This window comes from Listeria cornellensis FSL F6-0969, assembly GCF_000525855.1.
Taxonomy (GTDB): domain Bacteria; phylum Bacillota; class Bacilli; order Lactobacillales; family Listeriaceae; genus Listeria_A; species Listeria_A cornellensis.
Genome location: NZ_AODE01000039.1, coordinates 25,612 through 44,950 on the forward strand (window position 1 = coordinate 25,612; position 19,339 = coordinate 44,950).

18 protein-coding genes and 1 pseudogene are annotated in these 19,339 nt (G+C 42.8%); 5 read left to right on the forward strand and 14 right to left on the reverse strand.

Annotation, left to right across the window (positions count from 1 at the left end):
* The first annotated feature begins 597 nt into the window (after window positions 1–597).
* The 3 genes from PCORN_RS14565 (at window position 598) to PCORN_RS14575 (ending at window position 4,553) form a co-directional block, all read left to right on the forward strand.
* Window positions 598–2,043, forward strand: a complete 1,446-nt coding sequence (locus PCORN_RS14565; RefSeq protein ID WP_036081957.1) for a glycoside hydrolase family 1 protein — start codon at window positions 598–600, stop codon at window positions 2,041–2,043.
* 254 nt (window positions 2,044–2,297) lie between these two features.
* Window positions 2,298–3,662, forward strand: coding sequence for a PTS sugar transporter subunit IIC (locus PCORN_RS14570; RefSeq protein WP_036081959.1), 1,365 nt, complete (start codon window positions 2,298–2,300; stop codon window positions 3,660–3,662).
* 12 nt (window positions 3,663–3,674) lie between these two features.
* Window positions 3,675–4,553, forward strand: coding sequence for an ROK family protein (locus PCORN_RS14575; protein ID WP_036081961.1), 879 nt, complete (start codon window positions 3,675–3,677; stop codon window positions 4,551–4,553).
* Between the two features lie 132 nt (window positions 4,554–4,685).
* Here PCORN_RS14575 and PCORN_RS21420 read toward each other — a convergent pair whose 3' ends face one another.
* The 8 genes from PCORN_RS21420 to PCORN_RS14605 form a co-directional block, all read right to left on the reverse strand.
* Complete coding sequence (locus tag PCORN_RS21420) at window positions 4,686–4,793, reverse strand: type I toxin-antitoxin system Fst family toxin (protein WP_420912043.1); 108 nt, start codon at window positions 4,791–4,793, stop codon at window positions 4,686–4,688.
* A gap of 132 nt (window positions 4,794–4,925) precedes the next feature.
* A complete protein-coding gene (locus PCORN_RS14580; protein ID WP_036081963.1) occupies window positions 4,926–5,654 on the reverse strand; it encodes a MurR/RpiR family transcriptional regulator in 729 nt (242 codons plus the stop codon).
* Window positions 5,655–5,753: 99 nt separating this feature from the next.
* Window positions 5,754–5,888, reverse strand: coding sequence for a hypothetical protein (locus PCORN_RS20940; protein ID WP_277620213.1), 135 nt, complete (start codon window positions 5,886–5,888; stop codon window positions 5,754–5,756).
* Between the two features lie 22 nt (window positions 5,889–5,910).
* A complete protein-coding gene (locus PCORN_RS14585) occupies window positions 5,911–6,369 on the reverse strand; it encodes an NUDIX hydrolase (RefSeq protein ID WP_159102609.1) in 459 nt (152 codons plus the stop codon).
* Window positions 6,370–6,428: 59 nt separating this feature from the next.
* Window positions 6,429–7,088 (reverse strand): DUF1129 domain-containing protein, encoded by a 660-nt coding sequence (locus PCORN_RS14590; RefSeq protein ID WP_036082048.1) that lies wholly within the window; start codon window positions 7,086–7,088, stop codon window positions 6,429–6,431.
* A 77-nt stretch (window positions 7,089–7,165) separates the two neighbouring features.
* Window positions 7,166–8,263, reverse strand: a complete 1,098-nt coding sequence (locus PCORN_RS14595; protein WP_149024373.1) for a hypothetical protein — start codon at window positions 8,261–8,263, stop codon at window positions 7,166–7,168.
* A 116-nt stretch (window positions 8,264–8,379) separates the two neighbouring features.
* Window positions 8,380–9,267 carry an ATP-binding cassette domain-containing protein gene (locus PCORN_RS14600; protein ID WP_036081967.1) on the reverse strand — a complete coding sequence of 296 codons (888 nt, stop codon included), beginning with the start codon at window positions 9,265–9,267 and terminating at the stop codon, window positions 8,380–8,382.
* 5 nt (window positions 9,268–9,272) lie between these two features.
* The gene (locus tag PCORN_RS14605) at window positions 9,273–9,650 is read right to left on the reverse strand and encodes a GntR family transcriptional regulator (protein ID WP_036081969.1); all 378 of its coding nucleotides are present in this window, start codon (window positions 9,648–9,650) and stop codon (window positions 9,273–9,275) included.
* 298 nt (window positions 9,651–9,948) lie between these two features.
* On the opposite strand from PCORN_RS14605, the gene gshAB reads away from it, so the two are divergent.
* Window positions 9,949–12,171 (forward strand): bifunctional glutamate--cysteine ligase GshA/glutathione synthetase GshB, encoded by a 2,223-nt coding sequence (gene gshAB / locus PCORN_RS14610; protein ID WP_149024374.1) that lies wholly within the window; start codon window positions 9,949–9,951, stop codon window positions 12,169–12,171.
* 218 nt (window positions 12,172–12,389) lie between these two features.
* On the opposite strand, the gene ychF is transcribed toward gshAB, so the two are convergent.
* From ychF to PCORN_RS14640, 6 genes and pseudogenes are all read right to left on the reverse strand, one after another.
* Window positions 12,390–13,493, reverse strand: a complete 1,104-nt coding sequence (ychF, locus tag PCORN_RS14615; RefSeq protein ID WP_036081971.1) for a redox-regulated ATPase YchF — start codon at window positions 13,491–13,493, stop codon at window positions 12,390–12,392.
* Between the two features lie 116 nt (window positions 13,494–13,609).
* Window positions 13,610–14,311, reverse strand: a complete 702-nt coding sequence (locus PCORN_RS14620; protein ID WP_036081973.1) for a hypothetical protein — start codon at window positions 14,309–14,311, stop codon at window positions 13,610–13,612.
* A 394-nt stretch (window positions 14,312–14,705) separates the two neighbouring features.
* Complete coding sequence (locus PCORN_RS14625; RefSeq protein WP_149024375.1) at window positions 14,706–14,900, reverse strand: hypothetical protein; 195 nt, start codon at window positions 14,898–14,900, stop codon at window positions 14,706–14,708.
* A gap of 94 nt (window positions 14,901–14,994) precedes the next feature.
* Window positions 14,995–15,717, reverse strand: a complete 723-nt coding sequence (locus PCORN_RS14630; protein WP_036081977.1) for a hypothetical protein — start codon at window positions 15,715–15,717, stop codon at window positions 14,995–14,997.
* A gap of 32 nt (window positions 15,718–15,749) precedes the next feature.
* Window positions 15,750–15,914 (reverse strand): hypothetical protein, encoded by a 165-nt coding sequence (locus tag PCORN_RS19475; RefSeq protein ID WP_159102610.1) that lies wholly within the window; start codon window positions 15,912–15,914, stop codon window positions 15,750–15,752.
* Between the two features lie 286 nt (window positions 15,915–16,200).
* Window positions 16,201–17,655, reverse strand: a pseudogene (locus tag PCORN_RS14640) (catalase); the annotation flags it as partial.
* A 350-nt stretch (window positions 17,656–18,005) separates the two neighbouring features.
* On the opposite strand from PCORN_RS14640, the gene PCORN_RS14645 reads away from it, so the two are divergent.
* Window positions 18,006–19,181, forward strand: a complete 1,176-nt coding sequence (locus PCORN_RS14645) for a pectate lyase-like adhesive domain-containing protein (RefSeq protein WP_036081981.1) — start codon at window positions 18,006–18,008, stop codon at window positions 19,179–19,181.
* The last annotated feature ends 158 nt before the right edge of the window (window positions 19,182–19,339 follow it).

A 19,339-nucleotide genomic window follows, 5' to 3' on the forward strand; every position in this document is an offset into this window, starting at 1 on the left:
GGTTTTTGCGGAGGCCACGAAATTTCCGAGAGGCTGGCTAAACGGAAGGCAGTTTCATTACATCCAACTGCATATTGAGGTTCTAATAAAGCAAACGACGCTTTCTAAGAACCACAACAAAGCTGGATCCATTGAAAAGCTGAGAAAGCCCGTTAGCCTCGACAGAAATTGTTAGAGGCTGCAGTGAAAACCATCTTCTGGTTTTTGCGGAGGCCACGAAATTTCCGAGAGGCTGGCTTTTGAAGCTGGATTCAAAGGCGCCCAACCAAAAACTAAACATGATTATCCACCCAAACAAAACAATGCCATTTCAAATCCACAACAATTTTAGCACAAAAAAATAGTCGAAAAACCATTTTTGTCCTAAACGCTTGATTATCGATCCTGAACGCCGAATTTTTACCTAAATATTGGATATTATCCTTTTGCATGAAACAAGGCGTTCCCCATCTGAAACATATTCCAACTCACTGAAACATCAACCCAATTCCCCAATTCATATTTACATTTCACCCGAAACCGTTTACATTTAAATCATACAGAAAGCCCGCAAAAACTGCTTTCTAATCAAGCTCGATAATTTTTCGGAGGTGCATTATGCAACACAAAACGTTAAAACCATTCCCAAAGGATTTTCTTTGGGGCTCGGCGTCTGCGGCTTATCAGGTCGAAGGTGCTTGGGACACAGAGGGCAAAGGCCCGTCTGTTTGGGATGAATTTGTCCGCATTCCTGGCAAAACTTTTAAAGGAACGAACGGCGATGTGGCAGTCGATCACTATCACCGCTTTAAAGAGGACGTTGCGCTGATGGCCGAACAAGGTCTGAAAGCTTACCGTTTTTCAATCGCGTGGAGTCGTATTTTCCCGAAAGGCCACGGCGAAGCAAACGAAGCTGGTCTCGCGTTTTACGACGCACTCGTTGATGAACTCCTAGCGAACAACATTACACCGGTCATCACGCTTTACCATTGGGATATCCCGCAAGCCATTCAAGACGAGTACGGTGGCTGGGAATCGCGTCGCATTATCCAAGATTTCACCGACTACGCCGAGGTTTGCTTCAAGCGCTACGGCGATCGTGTCAAATACTGGGTTACATTAAACGAACAGAACGTTTTCATCTCACACGGCTACAAATTGGCGCTACACCCGCCCGGTCTAACCGACGACAAACGGATGTTCCAAGCCAATCACATCGCCAATCTTTCCAACGCATCAGCCATCGCTAAATTCCGCGAACTAGGCATGGACGGTAAAATCGGCCCAAGTTTTGCCTACGGACCTAATTACGCGATTGACGGCAAGCCTGAAAACGCGCTAGCGGCTGATAACAGTGAGGAATTCAACGCGCACCTCTGGATGGACGTCTACACATGGGGCGAATATCCAATCGCGGTTTGGAACTGGCTCGAAGAAAACGGTTTTGCACCAGATTTAGAACCAGGCGACACCGAACTTCTTAAAAAAGGAAAACCCGATTTCATGGGCGTCAATTACTACCGCACGATGACGAACGCGGCGAACCCGCTTGATGGCATTGGCGTTGGTAAAATGAATACGACCGGTGAAAAAGGCTCCACACAAGAAAGCGGACTTCCTGGTGTTTATCGTCATGTGAACAATCCATACCTTGAAAAAACTAACTGGGATTGGGATATCGATCCGACCGGTCTTCGCGTTGGCCTTCGCCGTATCGCAAGTCGTTACCGTTTGCCGATACTTATTACGGAGAACGGGCTCGGCGAATATGATACATTAGAAGAAGGAAACGAAATCCATGACGAGTACCGCATCGACTACATTCGCGCTCATTCGATTGCAATTCAAGAAGCAATTACCGATGGCGTGGAAATGCTTGGCTACTGCACATGGTCGTTTACAGATTTACTCAGCTGGCTCAACGGCTATCAAAAACGTTACGGTTTCGTCTACGTAGACCGCGATGAAAATGATGAAAAAGAGCTAGCACGCTATAAAAAAGATAGTTTCTATTGGTATAAAAAGACGATTGAAGAAAATGGGGAAAATTTGATTAAAGAGTAAAAAATCGGGTTTGCGAGGCGTATCCCAAATGCGTGTCGTGAACCTGGTTTACAGAGGTATAAAGAAAGCGTTAACAAGAGTTGTGTCATGTGGGGCGTCTAGTTCGGCGCCTCCGGATCCAGCTTCAGAAGCCAGACCCTCGAAATTTTCGTGGCCTCCGTAAAAGTCAAAAGAGGACTTTCACTACGGCCCCTAACAAATTTTTTCGGGTCTAACGGGCTTCTTCAGCTTTTCAAATTGGGAGGTATATATTTATGAGTTTAATGACAAAGTTCGAACACGGGATGGAGAAAGCACTTGTACCAGTTGCCAACAAATTGAATTCACAGCGGCATATTGCTGCCATTCGTGATGCATTTATTTTAGTTTTTCCTTTAATCATGGCAGGGTCGATTATTCTTTTAATCAACTTCGCAGTGCTTAGTCCAGATGGTTTTATCGCTAAAATCCTATTTTTAGGTAAGATTTTCCCGAATCTCGCGGAGGCTCAGGCTATTTTTGCGCCCGTTCTGCAAGGTTCGACCAATATTATGGCCATACTTATCACCTTTTTAGTAGCACGAAATTTAGCGATTTTCTTCCAGCAAGATGATCTGCTATGCGGTTTGACAGCGATTGGCTCGTTCTTCATCATCTACACGCCGTATCTCGTTGTCGAAAACCAAGCATACATGACTACCAAATTCCTAGGAGCGCAAGGCCTGTTCGTAGCGCTAATCGTTGGTATTATTACTGGGGAAGTATTCAGCCGTCTTGCTCGTGCGCCGAAGCTGACCATCAAAATGCCAGATCAAGTGCCACCAGCCGTTTCTCGTTCTTTCAAAGTTTTGATTCCAGTTATTCTTGTGATGATCTTGTTCTCTGTTTTGAACTATTTAATCACTTTAATCGCTCCAGAAGGCTTGCATGACCTTGTTTACACGGTTATCCAATCGCCGCTAAAAGACATGGGTACGAATATTTATTCCGTCCTACTACTTGGCTTTATCTCCAACTTACTATGGGTTCTCGGGATTCACGGTCCGAACACGATTGCTGCGATCCGCGATACCATTTTCACCGAGCCTAACTTGGCAAACTTGAACTATGTAGCACAGCACGGTTCTGCATGGGGCGCGCCTTACCCAACAACTTGGGCAGGTCTAAATGACGCTTTTGCGAACTATGGTGGTTCTGGAATGACGCTCGGTCTTCTGATTGCGATTTTCTTTGCTTCCAAACGTGCCGATCACCGCGATATCGCGAAACTATCGATTGCGCCGGGCTTGTTCAATATTAATGAACCAGTTATCTTCGGTCTTCCAATCGTGCTGAATCCGATCATGGTTATTCCGTTCATCTTTGTCCCAGCCATCAACACGCTAATCGGTTACTTCTTCATCCATTTCAAAATTATTCCGCCAATCGCGTATCAAGTGCCGTGGACAACACCTGGCCCACTGATTCCGTTCCTTGGTACTGGAGGAAATTGGCTCGCACTACTCGTCGGACTACTCTGTTTGGCAGTCGCAACCATTTGTTACCTACCGTTCGTACTCGTTTCGAATAAAGTAGCAGCAAGTGACGCACAAATGGACGCAAACGCGACAGAATCCGCAACAGCAACAGGCGAAAAATAGGAGTTGAAAATTTTGAAAAACCTAGCAGCATTTGATATCGGCGGAACAACCTTGAAGATGGGCGTTGTTTCAAGTGAAGGCGATATTCTCCAACACGAAAAAATGACAATCCCTGATTTTGACGGCGAACTGATATTAGCAGGGATTTCAGAGTATACGAAAAAACACGATGTGGCGGGCGTTGCAATCAGCGCGCCCGGCTACATCAATCCAAAAACCGGCTTTATCACGATGGGTGGCGCAATCCGTGCCTTCGATAATTTCCCCATTCGCGAATACTTAGAAGAAAAAACCGGCCTTCCCGTCACCGTCGAAAATGACGCCAATTGCGTAGCCCTTTGCGAAAAATGGCTTGGTGGCGCGCAGGACTTGGACTATTTTCTCTGCATGACAATCGGAACAGGCATCGGCGGTGGCATTTTCATTGACGGCAAACTATACAGCGGCTCCCGATTCCGCGCCGGCGAATTCGGCTACCTGTTCAGCGATCGACCTGGCAGCTACGAACCTGGCAACTACACGATGAACCAAACAACCACACTGCTCGTTTTGCGTCGCCAATACGCAGCGCACACAGGCAAAAACCTAAACGAAGTCACCGGTGAAGAAATTTTCGCAGCTTACGACAACCACGATTCCATCGCAGAAAAACTAATCCACGACTTCTACACCGGTCTTTGCACAGGCTTATACAACCTGATTTACTGCTTCGACCCGAGCCATATCTTCATCGGCGGCGGTATCACAGACCGGCCAACGTTCCTTGCCGAGCTCAAACACCACATGGCCTTCTTCGGCCTCCGCGACACCGAACTAGAACTCGTCTCACACAAAAACCAAGCCGGCTTACTCGGCGCAGTATATCACCATTTATTGTTAACAGAAATCTAGATAGGGCAAATTGCATTACATTTATAAGCATGGTATAATATGAATGAAAATATAATTACCACGTGAACACCCAAATACCCTAGCTGCTGGAACAGCTAGGGTATTTTTTTGCGGGGTTAGAATTCTTGTCGTCTACTTTTTATCGCTTCGACCTTCTAACATGTGCTTGAAGTACACAACAACGCATCCAACCACGATAGGAGCGATAACACTAGAAAATATAATCACCACACGATACACCCCCCTTCAACGAAAACGTTCGCCAAGGGTAGACGACTATTTTATTATACCATGCTTAGAACTGAACTTACTTAACATAATGGAATAAATAAAGAGACAGATTTCACGAAATATTGAAACCTGTCTCCACTCCTATATTTGGTGCCTATTATACGTTTTCTTCGCCATCGCCTCCAGCAAAAACAAAACCGGAATCTGCGTCGTAATATTCGTTTCATGAATCATTTCCTGCGTCACAAAGTAAGGGATATTCACATCCGACAACCCCGCCAATGTATTTTTGCTAGAATTCGTAATGCTGATAATCTTGCTCCCATACTGCTTCATGTTCTGCGCCTGCAAAATAACCTGAGGCGTCTCCCCAGAAACCGACAAAATCACCATCACCGCATTATCAAACTGCTGCGCCGCGTTCGGGTAAAACGGGTCCTTAATGTAAAACGTCCGCTTCTGCAAATTCGAGAAAAAGCGCGATCCATATTCCGCGAGAATTCCCGACGTCCCAATCCCCACAAACACAACCAGCTGCGCATCATCAATAATGTCCACAGCCTTATCCAAGCTCACATCATAATCCCGACGCAACGTCCGCTCAAAAAACTCCTCCAAAACCTCAATCGTATCCGCCGTCTTCGTCCTGACCTTCTCCTTCGATGCCTGTTTCAACTGCACCTTAAACTCCGAAAAGCCATCATAGCCTAACTTCCTCGTAAAACGAACAATCGAAGCCGCCGAGACATGCGTTTCATCCGCCAATTCGCGCACCCGCATGTACATCACCTTTTCAGAATTATCCATTATGTATCTGTATAAATGCATCTCCGTCTCAGTAAATTTACTCACAATTTCATAAGGAAACATCCTTTATCACCCTTTCAACTAAAGGTTTCACGACTTCATTATGTCACATTCCAAAATGAAAAGCTAGCCGTTATTTCCCGGGAAATAATCTAACATTCCCTACAATATTCCCCGCAACTCCATCGCGTTCACTAATTTCCCATAATAATTATTCTCCTCCAATGTGAACTGACGCATCCCAAGCACCTCATTCACAACCTCAATCCCAGCATCGCGTAACTTAAATCCCTCCACACGAAGCCCGTTCGATTCCCCTTTAAAAAAACGCTCGAAATTCCTGCAAATTCGCCGTCACCATTCCGCCTACCTCTTCCTCCTGCAACCTGAAATCCGCTAAATTCCCTGTAAACTTATACAAAAACACATGGCAAAACTCCCGATCCACAAATCCCGGCGAAACATAGCTCGTATCAATCACACCAAGCGATACCAACGCATCAAAAGTCACATCAATACCAAGCTCCTCCTTTACCTCACGAATCCCATCCAAAACCGTCTCATCCTCCGTCAAATGTCCAGCCGCCGTAATATCATACAGTCCCGCAAAATCCTTTTTCCGCTCACTCCGATACTGAATAAAAATTCGCGTCAAGTCCTCCGACACAAACCAACAATGAAACGTCTCATGCCACAAACCCTTATGATGCACATCATCCCGACTCGCCGTCCCAATCTGCTGATGCTCCAAATTAAAAATCTTCAATTTTTCTACCATCGTCATCACCCTTTCTATTAAAAAATGCTGCTCCTATTAAGAAACAGCATCACTATCATTTATAAATTCGGTATATTTTTCTTCTTTTTCAAATAGAAACGCAACGCCAAAAGCGCTGCCCCAACAATAACCGTCGGATAAGGATCTAAAGCAATATTCCATTTCGCTGGAACAACCACCTGCACGACCGTCATAATCGTCATCCACACAAGAATAACAACCATCGCGATCACGAGATACTTCCACGTTCCGCCTTTTTCACCTTGACGCATGGCACCCGCGTATTTACGCAATACCATCATCGCACCACCACCGACAAGGAACGTCACGAATAGCACGGCCAAACCAAGCGTTTGCCCTTGGAAAATCGCGCTCACACCACTGATCAGCATCATCGCACCAAGTACGAGCAATCCGCCATCCAGCGCAATCCACCATTTCCCAGCAACTTCACCAGTCGGCGCCGCCTTCACAGTCAAAGCTTTCACATATTCCGTAGGCGTCACATCGAATAATTTCCGAGCCGTCACACCTTGTTTTTGATTCTCAAGCACTTTCTCCGTCATTTCATAAATCAAATTCGCCTGCTGCTCCTCGCCATACTGCCCCGTTTCGCGAAGATGCTTCTCCACTTCCTGAACATATTGCAAGTTACGCTTCGTCAAATTCGCCTTCATCTCGCCAATCTCAGGCTTCACTGTTTCTGCTTCTGTTGTCACCAATAAAATCCTCCCTCAAACATACTACCTCTATTATAACCCAATATAGTTCCCAGTAGAAATATATTTATGAAAAATTACAAACGTTTCCCGTAAACAAACCGAATTCCCACAACCACAGAAGCCACCACGCTCACGCCAAAAATCACCAAGAACCCAGCAAAACCAGCCGGCCCAGACAATTTAACAAAATCCTGAATCATATTTGCCACGAACATCCCAATCAAAATCGCTGAAATTCCAATTCCCCACGCGCGCATTTTTTGGAAAACAAATAATCTCCCATTCGTTTCAAGCGATTCCCGCTCTGCAACAACACCCGCGAAAACCAGCGCTCCAACCAATAACCCCAATTGCAAAATAAGCGGTCCATAAGCCGGCCGAATGAACCCCAGTGGCTCCAAAATCCGACAATAATCACTCCAATACGCCAAATCGCCTGACACACCTTTATTCATAAAATGCTCCATATGAACCACAAATGCCAAAATCGTACCCGGCAACAACACCAGCCCCGCCGTAGCAAGAATCCCACCAAGCGGCGAACCAATCACATAACCTACAACAATCGGCAGCAAGAACAACAACAAATACGCAAGCCAACTTCCCAACATATCCATGATTAATTTTTGCTGTTGAAAGTCAACGAACTCTGCTGGCACCTGCGACGTAAAATACCACACACCCAGCCCCAAACTCACAAAATAGCTCACCGTGATAACCACAAAACCAAGCAACACCTTCACACCTAGAATCGCCTTCTTAGAATAAGGCATCACCGCCGTAAAATGATTCCCACGCGTATACCGCTCCAAAATCACCGAACACATACCCAGAATCACCGACAACACCAGCGTCAGCGTAAACGGAACACTCACTGTAAAACTAAAGAAAAAATATGTATACTGATCCACCTTGTCCGACAACTTCGTCTCATACGCCAAATAACGCACCGTCAAATCATCGCGAATCTCCTGTTTCGTCATCGCAAAATCCGGATCAAGCTCCTGTTCCACCTGAAAATCCTCCGACTTATAATGCGCCTGACTCTTATTCCAAGCATCCGTCTCATTCACCAACCCCACAAAAAACGCTAACAAAAACACCAGAAAAACGAACGGAACAACCCACTTGATTCCCTGCCACTCCTTATACCACAATCCCTTTTGCCACATAAAAATCACCCCTATCTTCGCATCCACGCATTTCTGTAAAGCACCATGTAACAAATAATCCAATCCTTATAATAATGAAAGTCATCAACGAGAGGCCTTCCAATGCTTCTCACTCCTCAGACCTCGTAGTAATCGACCTTATCGTCCGCTAACCTAACTGTAAAAACGTCCTCAATCGTAATAGCCATTTCCTGATACAAAATCGGTTCCTCTGCCTTTACCCGGCTTACGAAATCATCCGTATTTTCCGTTACCAATAACGTATAGATCCGCCCATTCCGCTGTAAAAGTTCTGATTCCGCCTTCACAAACACAGGCACATGCTTCGAATTAAATGCCACTTGAAGCTTCAACGCCGTATCACGCAACGATTCCAGATAATAATCCAGTTCCAATGTCGTCCCTTTTAGAACCAACACCCGATCCGCTACCATTTCCAGCTCATCCAAGCGATGCGAGGCAATCAACACACTCGTTTTCCGATCCGCAACCGTCTCCAAAATAAACTGCAACAACTGCTTCTTCACAATCACATCCAGCCCATCCATCGGCTCATCCAGCAACAAATAACGCACATCCAGAGAAAACGCCAAAATCATAAAAAAGAGCGCTTTACGCCCCTTCGAAAACGATATCACCTTTGCTTTTTTTGGCAATTCAAAACGTTCCATTAACGAATCAAAAAACTCTTCATCAAATGTGGCGTATACATTTTTATAAATTTTCACAACTGCTTTCACACTATACGAATTAAAATAGTTCATATTATCTTCCAAAAAGAAAATATTCTTCTTCAGCGCCGGATGTTTACGTAAATCTTGCCCATCAATCGCCACATGACCAACATCCGCCAAATACATCCCCGCGATAATCGAAAAAAGCGTCGTCTTCCCAACACCATTTCGTCCAATCAACGCCGTAATTTCACCTGATTTCAGCTCAAAAGAAATGTCCTCCAACACTAAATTGCCCTCAATACGCTTCGTGACACCGTCGATAATCATCTATACTATCCCTCCAAACTTCTATAATACTGCTTCACAAAATTTTGAAGCTCTTTCTCCTCAATCCGTAAATAATTCGCTTCCAAAATTAATTCCTCAAAATTCCGTCTAAATAAAGCAAGCGCTTCTTCGTTCGGACTATTATCACTAGCATACGCTACATACGAGCCTTTTCCAAGCTTGGTCTCAATAATTCCCAGTCTCTCTAACTCCTTGTATGCCTTACCCACCGTATTAGGATTCACTAAAATATGCGTTGACATTTCACGAACACTCATCAATTTTTCGCCTGGCTGTAAGACTCCACTGATGCAATAGCCCTTGATTAAGCCAACAATCTGCTCATAAATCGGAACATGGCTTTGAGAATCTAGCGTGTACATCCCCATCACTCTCCTCATGTGTCCTATTATAACTAGTACACTCTAAAAAGTAAAGATTATTATTACAAATGTTTCAATCATATTTCTTTTGCGTTCCGTCACGAAATATTGGTAATCTAAAACCATTTTCTATACTATTGCTCATAATTATTGTAAGATAAAACTATTGAACAAAATGGACTACAAGAAGGTGAAATCATGTTATATAAAAATGACAATTTGTTTCCTATACTAGAACAACACGCCGATTTGAAAAAAAAGGCTATTTAATGGAAACTTTGGACTTGAAAAAGAAAATGTGCGAGTAGATGAAAACGGAAATTTATCACTTACACCACACCCCGCCGTATTTGGCCTAAAAGAAGAAAATCCCTATATCAAAACCGATTTTTCAGAAAGTCAAATCGAGATGATCACACCCGTCAGCGGCTCTGTGGACGAAGTATATACATCCATGGAAAACCTGCAAAATATCGTATCAGACCGGATTCGCGACGAATATTTGTGGCCAAGCAGCAACCCGCCAATCCTTCCAGCAGAACAAGATATCCCAATAGCAGTTTATCAAGATCCGAATTCAGCGAGCAGACTCTACCGTGAGCATCTAGCCCGCGAATACGGCAAGAAAATTCAACTTTTCTCCGGTATTCACTATAATTTCTCGTTCTCAGATGACTTTTTAGAGCGACTACACACAAGCATGGGCGGCGAAAAATCACTACAAGACTTCAAAAACCAGATTTACCTCAAAGTCGCCAAATACTTCATGCAAAATCGCTGGTTCCTACTTTACCTTACAGGAGCAAGTCCCGTATATCTACCAAATTTTCTGAATAAAACTCCCGACAACGAAGTTTCACGTGAAACATCTGATTTTGCGTTAAACAGCGGTATTTCACTGCGCAACAGTCATGCTGGGTATAAAAATAAATGTTCCCTTCACGTAGACTACGACAGCTTTGATGGCTATATCTCAAGTATCGAATCGTGGATAGACCAAGGTAAAATCGACAGTATGCGCGAACTCTACAACCCCATTCGGTTGAAAAATGCCCATACCGATCAATCACTCGCAGGTCTTGCTGAAGCTGGCGTCGAATACATTGAAATCCGCTCTTTAGACTTAAACCCATTCGATCCAAACGGTATCACGAAAGAAACGCTACATTTTATCCAGCTGCTCCTAGTCACAGGCCTATTAACCGAGAGCACCGCTTTTGACAAAATACAGCAAGAACAATCTGATCAAAATGAAGAGCGAATCGCAAGTAACGGCTTAACCAAGCCAGATATCTACGTTAACGGCACAGAAATTCCATTCGATCAAGCAGTTGACAAACTCCTAACAGAAATGGAACACGTCGCGAAACTAACCGATACAACCGATTTCCAAAGCATCATCGAGACACAACGCGACATCAGCCGACACCCAGAAAAAACAATCGCATCACAAATCACAGCAACATCCGAATCATTCGTATCCTTCAACCTTGAAAAAGCGAAAACCTACCTAGAACAAAGCTTGCAGAACGCTTACAAACTCATCGGTTATGAAGATATGGAACTCTCTACCCAGATTGTCTTAAAATCAGCGGTAACAAAAGGCTTGTCCATCGAACTCCTAGATCGCGAAGAAAATTTCATTCGTCTCGAAAAAGGAAATCAAGTGGAGTACATCAAGCAAGCAACGAAAACAGCGCGCGATAGCTACATCAGTGCTCTCATCATGGAAAACAAAGTCGTCACGAAACAAATTCTAGCAGAACACAATATCGAAGTTCCACACGGTCAGCATTTTTCAGATATTGAGATTGCACGCGATAGCTTCGAACTATTCGCTGACAAACCGATTGTTATCAAGCCGAAATCAACCAATTTCGGTATCGGAATCAGCATTTTCAAAGACGGATTTAGCCAAGAAAACTATGAAGAAGCTCTAAAAATCGCTTTTAGCTATGATTCCTCCGTCATTATCGAAACTTATATTCCAGGTGACGAGTACCGTTTCCTAGTTATCGATGGCAAAATCGCTGGTATCCTAAAACGCGTTCCAGCCAATATCACTGGCGACGGTACGCATACTATTTCTGAACTCATTGACGAAAAGAACCTAGACCCATTGCGCGGTACCGGTCACCTCAAGCCTTTAGAAATAATCCAAAAAGGCCCAGAAGAAGTACTCATGCTTTCCATGCAAGGTTTCAGCCTCTCTGATATTCCCGAAAATGGCCAAATCGTATACCTGCGTGAAAACTCGAATATAAGCACTGGCGGTGACAGCATCGATGTGACCGATTTGATTCACCCCTACTACCAAGAATTAGCGATTAAATGCGCCAAAGCTGTTGACGCTAATCTGTGCGGTGTAGATATCATTGTTTCACGTGAAACAATAGCAAATGGCCCCTACGCTGTGATTGAGCTAAACTTCAATCCAGCAATACAAATTCACTCCTTTCCATACCAAGGAGAAAACCGCCGAATCGGTGATATTATTTTAGATTTTCTATTTAAAAAATAAACAAAGAGGCTAGCCATTCATTGACTACAAATCAATGAACCGCTAGCCTCTTTTATTGCTTTTATTTATAACACGATAGAACCACCAAACCTCAGCGGGCCGACAAATGCTTAGATCCTAGGCAAAAGCGAGTACCGAAGCGGAGTGTACTAAGGTACACGAGCATCGGAACACAGCTTTTAACGACGGAGATGAGCGTTTGTCGGCCCGCTGAGTGATTAGACGTTGAATAGGAAATGAACAACATCCCCATCTTTCATCACATATTCCTTACCTTCTGAGCGCAGTCTCCCAGCCACTTTTGCGGCTTGTTCTGAACCATGCTCTAATAAATCATCATAAGAAACGACTTCGGCACGGATAAAGCCGCGTTCGAAATCCGTATGAATAACGCCGGCACATGCAGGAGCCTTCATACCATTGCGGAATGTCCACGCACGAACTTCTTGAACGCCTGCTGTAAAGTAAGTAGACAAGCCAAGTAATGTATACGCCGCACGAATCAATTGATCTAAACCAGACTCCTCGATACCAAGCGCCTCGAGAAACTCAGCTTTATCTTCCTCATCAAGCTCAGCAATTTCTTCCTCAGCTCGGGCACAAATAACGATAACCTCTGACCCCTCACCAGCAGCCAACTCACGCACTTGTTGCACGTATTTATTGTTATCTGGATCGCTAACTTCATCCTCAGCAACATTGGCTACGTATAAAACTGGTTTGCGAGTTAATAAAAACAAGCCACGAACAATTTTATCCTCATCTTCATTAAACTCAATAGAACGCGCTGGTTTATCGTTTTCCAAAGCCTCTTTCAGCTTCAAAAGAACGTTATATTCCGCGATCGCATCTTTATCTTTTTGCTTCGTTGCCAGCTTTTCAACACGGCTAACACGCTTATCAACCGTCTCCAAATCTGCCAAAATAAGCTCCAAGTTAATCACCGCGATATCATCTAGCGGATCGATGCGGCCTTCCACGTGCGTAATGTTCTCGTCTTCAAAACAACGCGTTACATGACAAATCGCGTCCACTTGACGAATGTGAGACAAGAACTGGTTACCAAGTCCTTCGCCTTTACTCGCGCCCTTTACAATACCCGCAATATCCGTGAATTCGAACGTTGTTGGTACTGTTTTTTTCGGTTTTACAAGCTCCGTCAATTTGTTCAGACGCGCATCAGGAACCTCAACGATACCCATATTCGGCTCAATTGTCGCGAAAGGATAGTTTGCTGCTTCCACTTTTGATTTCGTAATTGCGTTAAAAAGCGTCGATTTCCCAACGTTTGGAAGACCAACGATACCTGCTGTTAATGCCATTTAAATGAACTCCTTTGATTGAAAAGCACAATCGCTTCCCTCATTTTATATTCCACTCATGTTTCTATTATAAAGGTTTTCTCGCTAAAAAGACACAAGAATTTGCCACATCGCTCTCAAACCGTATTTCCGATATCATTCAGCTTGTTAATCTCCACATTCATGCTTCCCAACATATCAATCGACAGCTCGTCCATCACCTGCACTAACCGCTTCACAACCGCCTGATAATTCTCGAGCTCCTTGCGAAATCCCTTCGAATCTCCAATCAAAAGCTCATGCTCCATCGTGCTCAAATATTTATTACTATAATTAAACGTCAATACAATCAACTTCACCTTCTCCAAATCATCCGGAAAATAAATGCTCATCAACTCAATTTCATGAATATATTTCTCCGTATCATTCCGGTTTTCAATCAACCGCGCCCGTATTTTCTCACTCTCCAAAATCTGCCCAATATCCTTGATAAAGCTCATTATTTCCTCGTTTTTATAAATCGCCGTATTCAGCAAACCATACGTCTTCTCTATCTTCTGAAAAAGCAATTCCTTATACAAAAATTCCGCCTGAATCTGCCGCTCTTTCCGCGCATTCAGATCAATCTCATCCCGCAACGCCTTATTTTGCTGCTTCGTCTCGCTAAAAGCCAACATAACCGCACCAATAATCCCAAAAAACGAACCAATAAAATTATACATTCCATCAATCGTCAGCTCATTATCAATACTCCGCGTCAAAACAGGCACGATAATAAATAGCAAACCAATAATCATAATACTCAGCATCAACCAATGGTCTTTGATAAATCGAATCATATGCCTCATCTCCCTTTGCGTTCCCTATCTTATTCCCCGTAAACAGTGAGTTCTAACTTCAAGAGTAACATAAAAAATTGCATGAAATCCATTTTTCCAAATGCTATTTTCATGCGATTTCTTATTCTTTTACTTAGCCTATTCCCATTAAATTTGATAGTCAAATTTTTCGTATTCATAAAAAATAATGACACTAACTTTGTTATCAAAAATACCCAGAACTAATATTTTCTTCGTCTTAGAATCTTGGTATTCGATAACATTTCCATAACGTTCAGTAGTTTTTTTTTTCTATAATTCGTTCCATATGCTGCTTCAACGTCCTCCAGCGAACTACCTATTGTTATATTTTTTCCCGTAGCAAATTTTTTGCTTAGGAACCTCATTTTTCAATTCAATGCAAACTATTTTTTTTATTCATAGTAGTTGCAACAAAATCCCCTTCATCATTATAATAATAGGTATTGCTATTTTTTTCATGGAAAATAGCAAACTCGGGATAGTAATGCCTAATGTGCGCTTCATCTATTCCAATAGACAACTTTCCTATCCCATCATTTTTTAAATCTGTGTCTTTAATAGGCCACATATCTTTAGCCCAGCTAATACCTAGATATACAAAAAAACCTATTAACAAAATTCCAAATATCATTATTATTTTTTTTTTAGCATCTATGCCACTCCTAATGTGCGTGAAATGTTTTGCTATGCCCTATAAGGCCACTGCATTTACCTCTTTTCGAAGCTGTTCCCCATGAACAATACCTGTATTTTTCGAGTCCATAGTCTTTTAAACACTGGACATGCCAAACTAACGCTTGGTCACAATCACTCCATAAAAAATTCCTTGCTGCCATAACAGGGTTCTTGCTCTTGATATAGTACGTATTGTTTCCCCACGGTCCATTATACCGATTACAAGTTACTGGGTCACCTTTTTTAGATGCCATTAACAAAACCTCAATACGTTGACCATCCTGTTTTCCCAGTGGAGCAGCAATAAATTTATTGGACGCAAGAGTATTCTCCACATTTATTTTCTGACCATTCGCTTCATCCATTCTATCAATCATTGTATCTAAATTAATTTCCTCTAAAAGCATTACTTCTCCTTGCTCACCAGACGTTACATTAACTTGCTTAGGCTTATCATTCTTTTCAGCTGTTAGGCTCACGGGATAGGTATCATAGTTATCCGACGAGACCTCTACTTTACTCGACCCATTGCGTACACTTATTTTTGTCGATACTTCTCCATTTTCATCCGTTACATAATCTATCCCATTTATATTAACAGTTTCATCTTCATACAATACATCTTTAAACATGTAATTAAATTCTTTATTCCATTCCCATCCTGCTTTTAAATATTGATTAATTAAATCTACAGGTGGATTATCTGGCATAGAATACTCTAGTCGTTTCACATTCTTTACTGTTAAATTATCCGTCGACGGGCTAGCATTTGTACTTTTTCTACTTCTGATTTGTCACTCATTTCTTCATGGTTATGCATCTCATCAGCAAACACGTTTAATGAATCCAGTGTTGCACTTCCAAACAAAAACATAAACATATAAAGACTGATTCTAATCATTTTCATTATTATATCTCCCTTTTTGTGTAGTAAATCACATTTTAGCATAATGAATTTGAAATACCTACGATTTGCCGTATACGCCAGTTTTATATCCAGAACAGCCACGGAAGGTTTACATGTTCGCTTTGCTCTCATGCATATTGGGGCTGTAACTCATTTTATTCGAACAGCCACGGAAGGTTTACATGTTCGCTTCGCTCTCATGCATATTGGGGCTGTAACTCATTTTATTCGAACAGCCCCAACAAAAAAACCAGCAGAGCATCACGCCCCACCGGTCCATCAACTATTATTTCAAGTCAGAAATATGTTTCTCCAAGTCAACGCCAGTTCCTTTTGCCACGCGTTCTGCAAAGACTGGTTCCACTTGATAGAAGTTACGCAGGTTACGGATTTTGATATCCTCACGAACGCCTTCCCAATCGCCAACAATGTTGTTCACTAGCGCATCACGTTCGCCGTCAGAATAACGATTCCAAACTTCGCGCGCATGACCAAAGTTGTTCGGTTTCTCTTGCTCCAAACGACCAACTTTTCCAGCGATCAAATCTTGCTCATCCTCCACATAACGCGGCGTCTCTTTTGGCGTCGTATCATAGCTATTCGGCTCATAGTTAATCGAGCTTGTTTGCTGTTTGAAAGGCATCGCGCCATCACGCTGATTGTTATTCACGTCCACTTTCGGACTATTAATCGGCAGTTGCAAGTAGTTCGGGCCAACACGGTGACGCTGCGTATCCGAATACGAGAACAGACGACCTTGCAACATACGATCCTCAGACGGCAAAATTCCAGGTACAAGTACGCCAGGATTGAAACCAACCGATTCCGTTTCCGCAAAAATGTTCTCAGGATTGCGGTTCAACACCATTGTCCCAACGTGCTCATATGGGAATACATCTTCAAACCAATCTTTCGTCGCATCAAGCGGGTTGAAATCATAGTTATCAATATTCGCAGGGTCAAGCACTTGAATATAAAGCTCCCACTCAGGGAAATCGCCTTTATCAATCGCTTCATGGAGATCGCGAGTCGCATGGCTAAACTCTTTCGCTTGAATTTGTGCCGCTTGGTCCGTCGAAAGGTTCACGATACCCGCTTTTGGCACCCAACGCATTTTGATGTAAACCGTTTTGCCCTCTTCATTCGTCCATTTAAAAGCATGAACACTCGAACCACGAATTTGGCGGAACGAAGCTGGAATACCCTCATCACTGAATAGGTATGTAATCATCGTTGTAGCCTCAGGAGTTAAACTGAAAAAGTCCCAATAACGGTTCGCATCTTGCATATTCGTACTTGGATCAGGTTTCAGAGAATGAATAACATCCGGGAATTTAATTGCGTCGCGAATAAAGAATACAGGCAAGTTATTACCAACAAAATCGTAATTTCCCTCTTCTGTATAAAACTTAACCGCAAATCCACGTGGATCACGCAATGTTTCAGGAGAATGCAAGCCATGGATTACAGTAGAAAAACGAGCAAAAACCTCTGTCTCTTGTCCTTCTTCTTGTAAAAATGCTGCCTTCGTATATTTCTTCATGCTATTTTTAACTGTAAATACGCCATGCGCACCAATTCCACGCGCGTGTACGACACGTTCTGGAACACGTTCACGATCAAAATGTGCTAATTTCTCGATCAAAACGTAATCTTCCAATAATGTAGGACCTCGATGCCCTGCCGTCACTGAATTTTGGTTATCGCCAATTGGAACACCTTGGTTTGTTGTTAGTTTTTTTACTCATTCATCTAACCTCCGTTTTTTATAATAATTATAAAGTAATACTAACTCCATTCTACAAAACATATGCTCGGAAAACAACTATTAGCCCTTACAAATCCCAATTCGTCGCCAATCTCTCATTTAATAAAGTATTATTGTGTACCGAAAAAACCACCTGTTTCCTTTAATTCAAGTCTAAAAACAAGCATATATCACCAAGAAAGCGCGACCAATAACAATCGTTCATACTTTATTCGGTTTTTATCCACACAAATGTCACCCCTGAACGCCCCTACAACGTGGTATCATGGCGGAAGTTGCAGTTTAGCCAAATTGCAATAGCAAAACAAAAGGAGAGAAAAAAAATGAAAACAACAACAAAACTTGGTTTATCCGTTCTAACAGCGGCAGCAGTCCTCATTGCGCCAACATCATTATCTTTTGGAGGAAATATTTCTAATGTCGTGGCACAAGCAGCCGAAGTCAAGACGGTTACTGTCACTACTTTTGCAGAGTTAAAAAACGCTTTGGAAACGTCACCAACAGGCATTATCTCAATTGCCGCAGACATCACAGCAACGAGCGACATCATCATTCCGGGCCAACATAACCCACTAGTTCTAGGTAATAACCATAAACTAGACATGAGCAAATATGTTATCAACACAAAACAATTGGGTAACATCGCACTTGAGGATTTATCTATTGAATCCACTGGTTCATACGGTATCTACCGCACCGAATTGCCTAATCAACTTGCGCTTAACAACGTGACGTTCACTGGTAAACAAATAGCCTATGCGCCAAAAGGTACTGTATCATTCTTTGGTACAACAAACGTAACAACAACATCCACACTTGAAATCGCAAAAGTAAACACAATCGTATTCGGTGAAAACCTCAACTTCACGGCTACAACAACCGCTGATGCCTTCCTAATGGCCCAAGCTAATCCAAGAGTTTACGTTAACAAAAATGCGACTGTCAATATCACATCCGCAAAAAAAGTCTTCAACATGACTGGCGCAACACCATTCTTCTCTACAGAAGCTGGCTCTAAACTCACAACAAACTCTGTAGATGTCGCATTATATATGAATGGAAAACCAACATTTGGTGCTAACTCAAGCACAGAATTCAATCAAGACGCGACTGGTACAGCTGGCCTAATCTATGCTTCCACAGGTTTTGACGTTGAAAAAGACGCTAGCTTTGTCCTAAATGGTGGCGCTAAATCAACACAACTAATCAAAACAGCTAAATCCGTGATTGATTTTAAAGATGTAGCAAACGTATACTTGAAATCAAACAATGCAAAAGGTAACATTTTCAGCGTGAGCGCAGGTAGCCTCGTGCAATTCAACACACCACAAACACTAACGCTAGGCACAAAAACAACAGACGCAATCTACACAGCAACAAACCTACGCGCGTTCTTGTCTGGATCTGGAACCAACCTATCTGTTCAATCATTCGCTGGCAATAACTCCATCGTCACGTATGACTTCAAAACAATGGGCTCTTTCAAATTAACAAAATAAGGATAACCTTGCACTTGGCGTGAAATCATGCTATTCTATAGGTAATTCATATTCTCGTTCCGATAAGGGGAGTAGCAGTAATAGTAGAGTCGTCAGTACGGGGCAACCCCGGCGCTACTAGCAATGACATCATTGTTTGCGAGACCTTACGTTTTTTA

Excerpts from the sequence above, each read along its gene's own strand:
- PCORN_RS14565 (WP_036081957.1), top strand. The coding sequence starts at position 598 with ATGCAACACAAAACGTTAAAACCATTCCCAAAGGATTTTCTTTGGGGC.
- PCORN_RS14570 (WP_036081959.1), top strand. The coding sequence starts at position 2,298 with ATGAGTTTAATGACAAAGTTCGAACACGGGATGGAGAAAGCACTTGTA.
- PCORN_RS14580 (WP_036081963.1), bottom strand. The coding sequence starts at position 5,654 with ATGTTTCCTTATGAAATTGTGAGTAAATTTACTGAGACGGAGATGCAT.
- PCORN_RS14585 (WP_159102609.1), bottom strand. The coding sequence starts at position 6,369 with ATGGTAGAAAAATTGAAGATTTTTAATTTGGAGCATCAGCAGATTGGG.
- PCORN_RS14595 (WP_149024373.1), bottom strand. The coding sequence starts at position 8,263 with ATGTGGCAAAAGGGATTGTGGTATAAGGAGTGGCAGGGAATCAAGTGG.
- PCORN_RS14600 (WP_036081967.1), bottom strand. The coding sequence starts at position 9,267 with ATGATTATCGACGGTGTCACGAAGCGTATTGAGGGCAATTTAGTGTTG.
- PCORN_RS14605 (WP_036081969.1), bottom strand. The coding sequence starts at position 9,650 with ATGTACACGCTAGATTCTCAAAGCCATGTTCCGATTTATGAGCAGATT.
- ychF (WP_036081971.1), bottom strand. The coding sequence starts at position 13,493 with ATGGCATTAACAGCAGGTATCGTTGGTCTTCCAAACGTTGGGAAATCG.
- PCORN_RS14620 (WP_036081973.1), bottom strand. The coding sequence starts at position 14,311 with ATGATTCGATTTATCAAAGACCATTGGTTGATGCTGAGTATTATGATT.
- PCORN_RS14625 (WP_149024375.1), bottom strand. The coding sequence starts at position 14,900 with ATGTGGCCTATTAAAGACACAGATTTAAAAAATGATGGGATAGGAAAG.
- PCORN_RS14630 (WP_036081977.1), bottom strand. The coding sequence starts at position 15,717 with ATGCCAGATAATCCACCTGTAGATTTAATTAATCAATATTTAAAAGCA.
- PCORN_RS19475 (WP_159102610.1), bottom strand. The coding sequence starts at position 15,914 with ATGAAAATGATTAGAATCAGTCTTTATATGTTTATGTTTTTGTTTGGA.
- PCORN_RS14645 (WP_036081981.1), top strand. The coding sequence starts at position 18,006 with ATGAAAACAACAACAAAACTTGGTTTATCCGTTCTAACAGCGGCAGCA.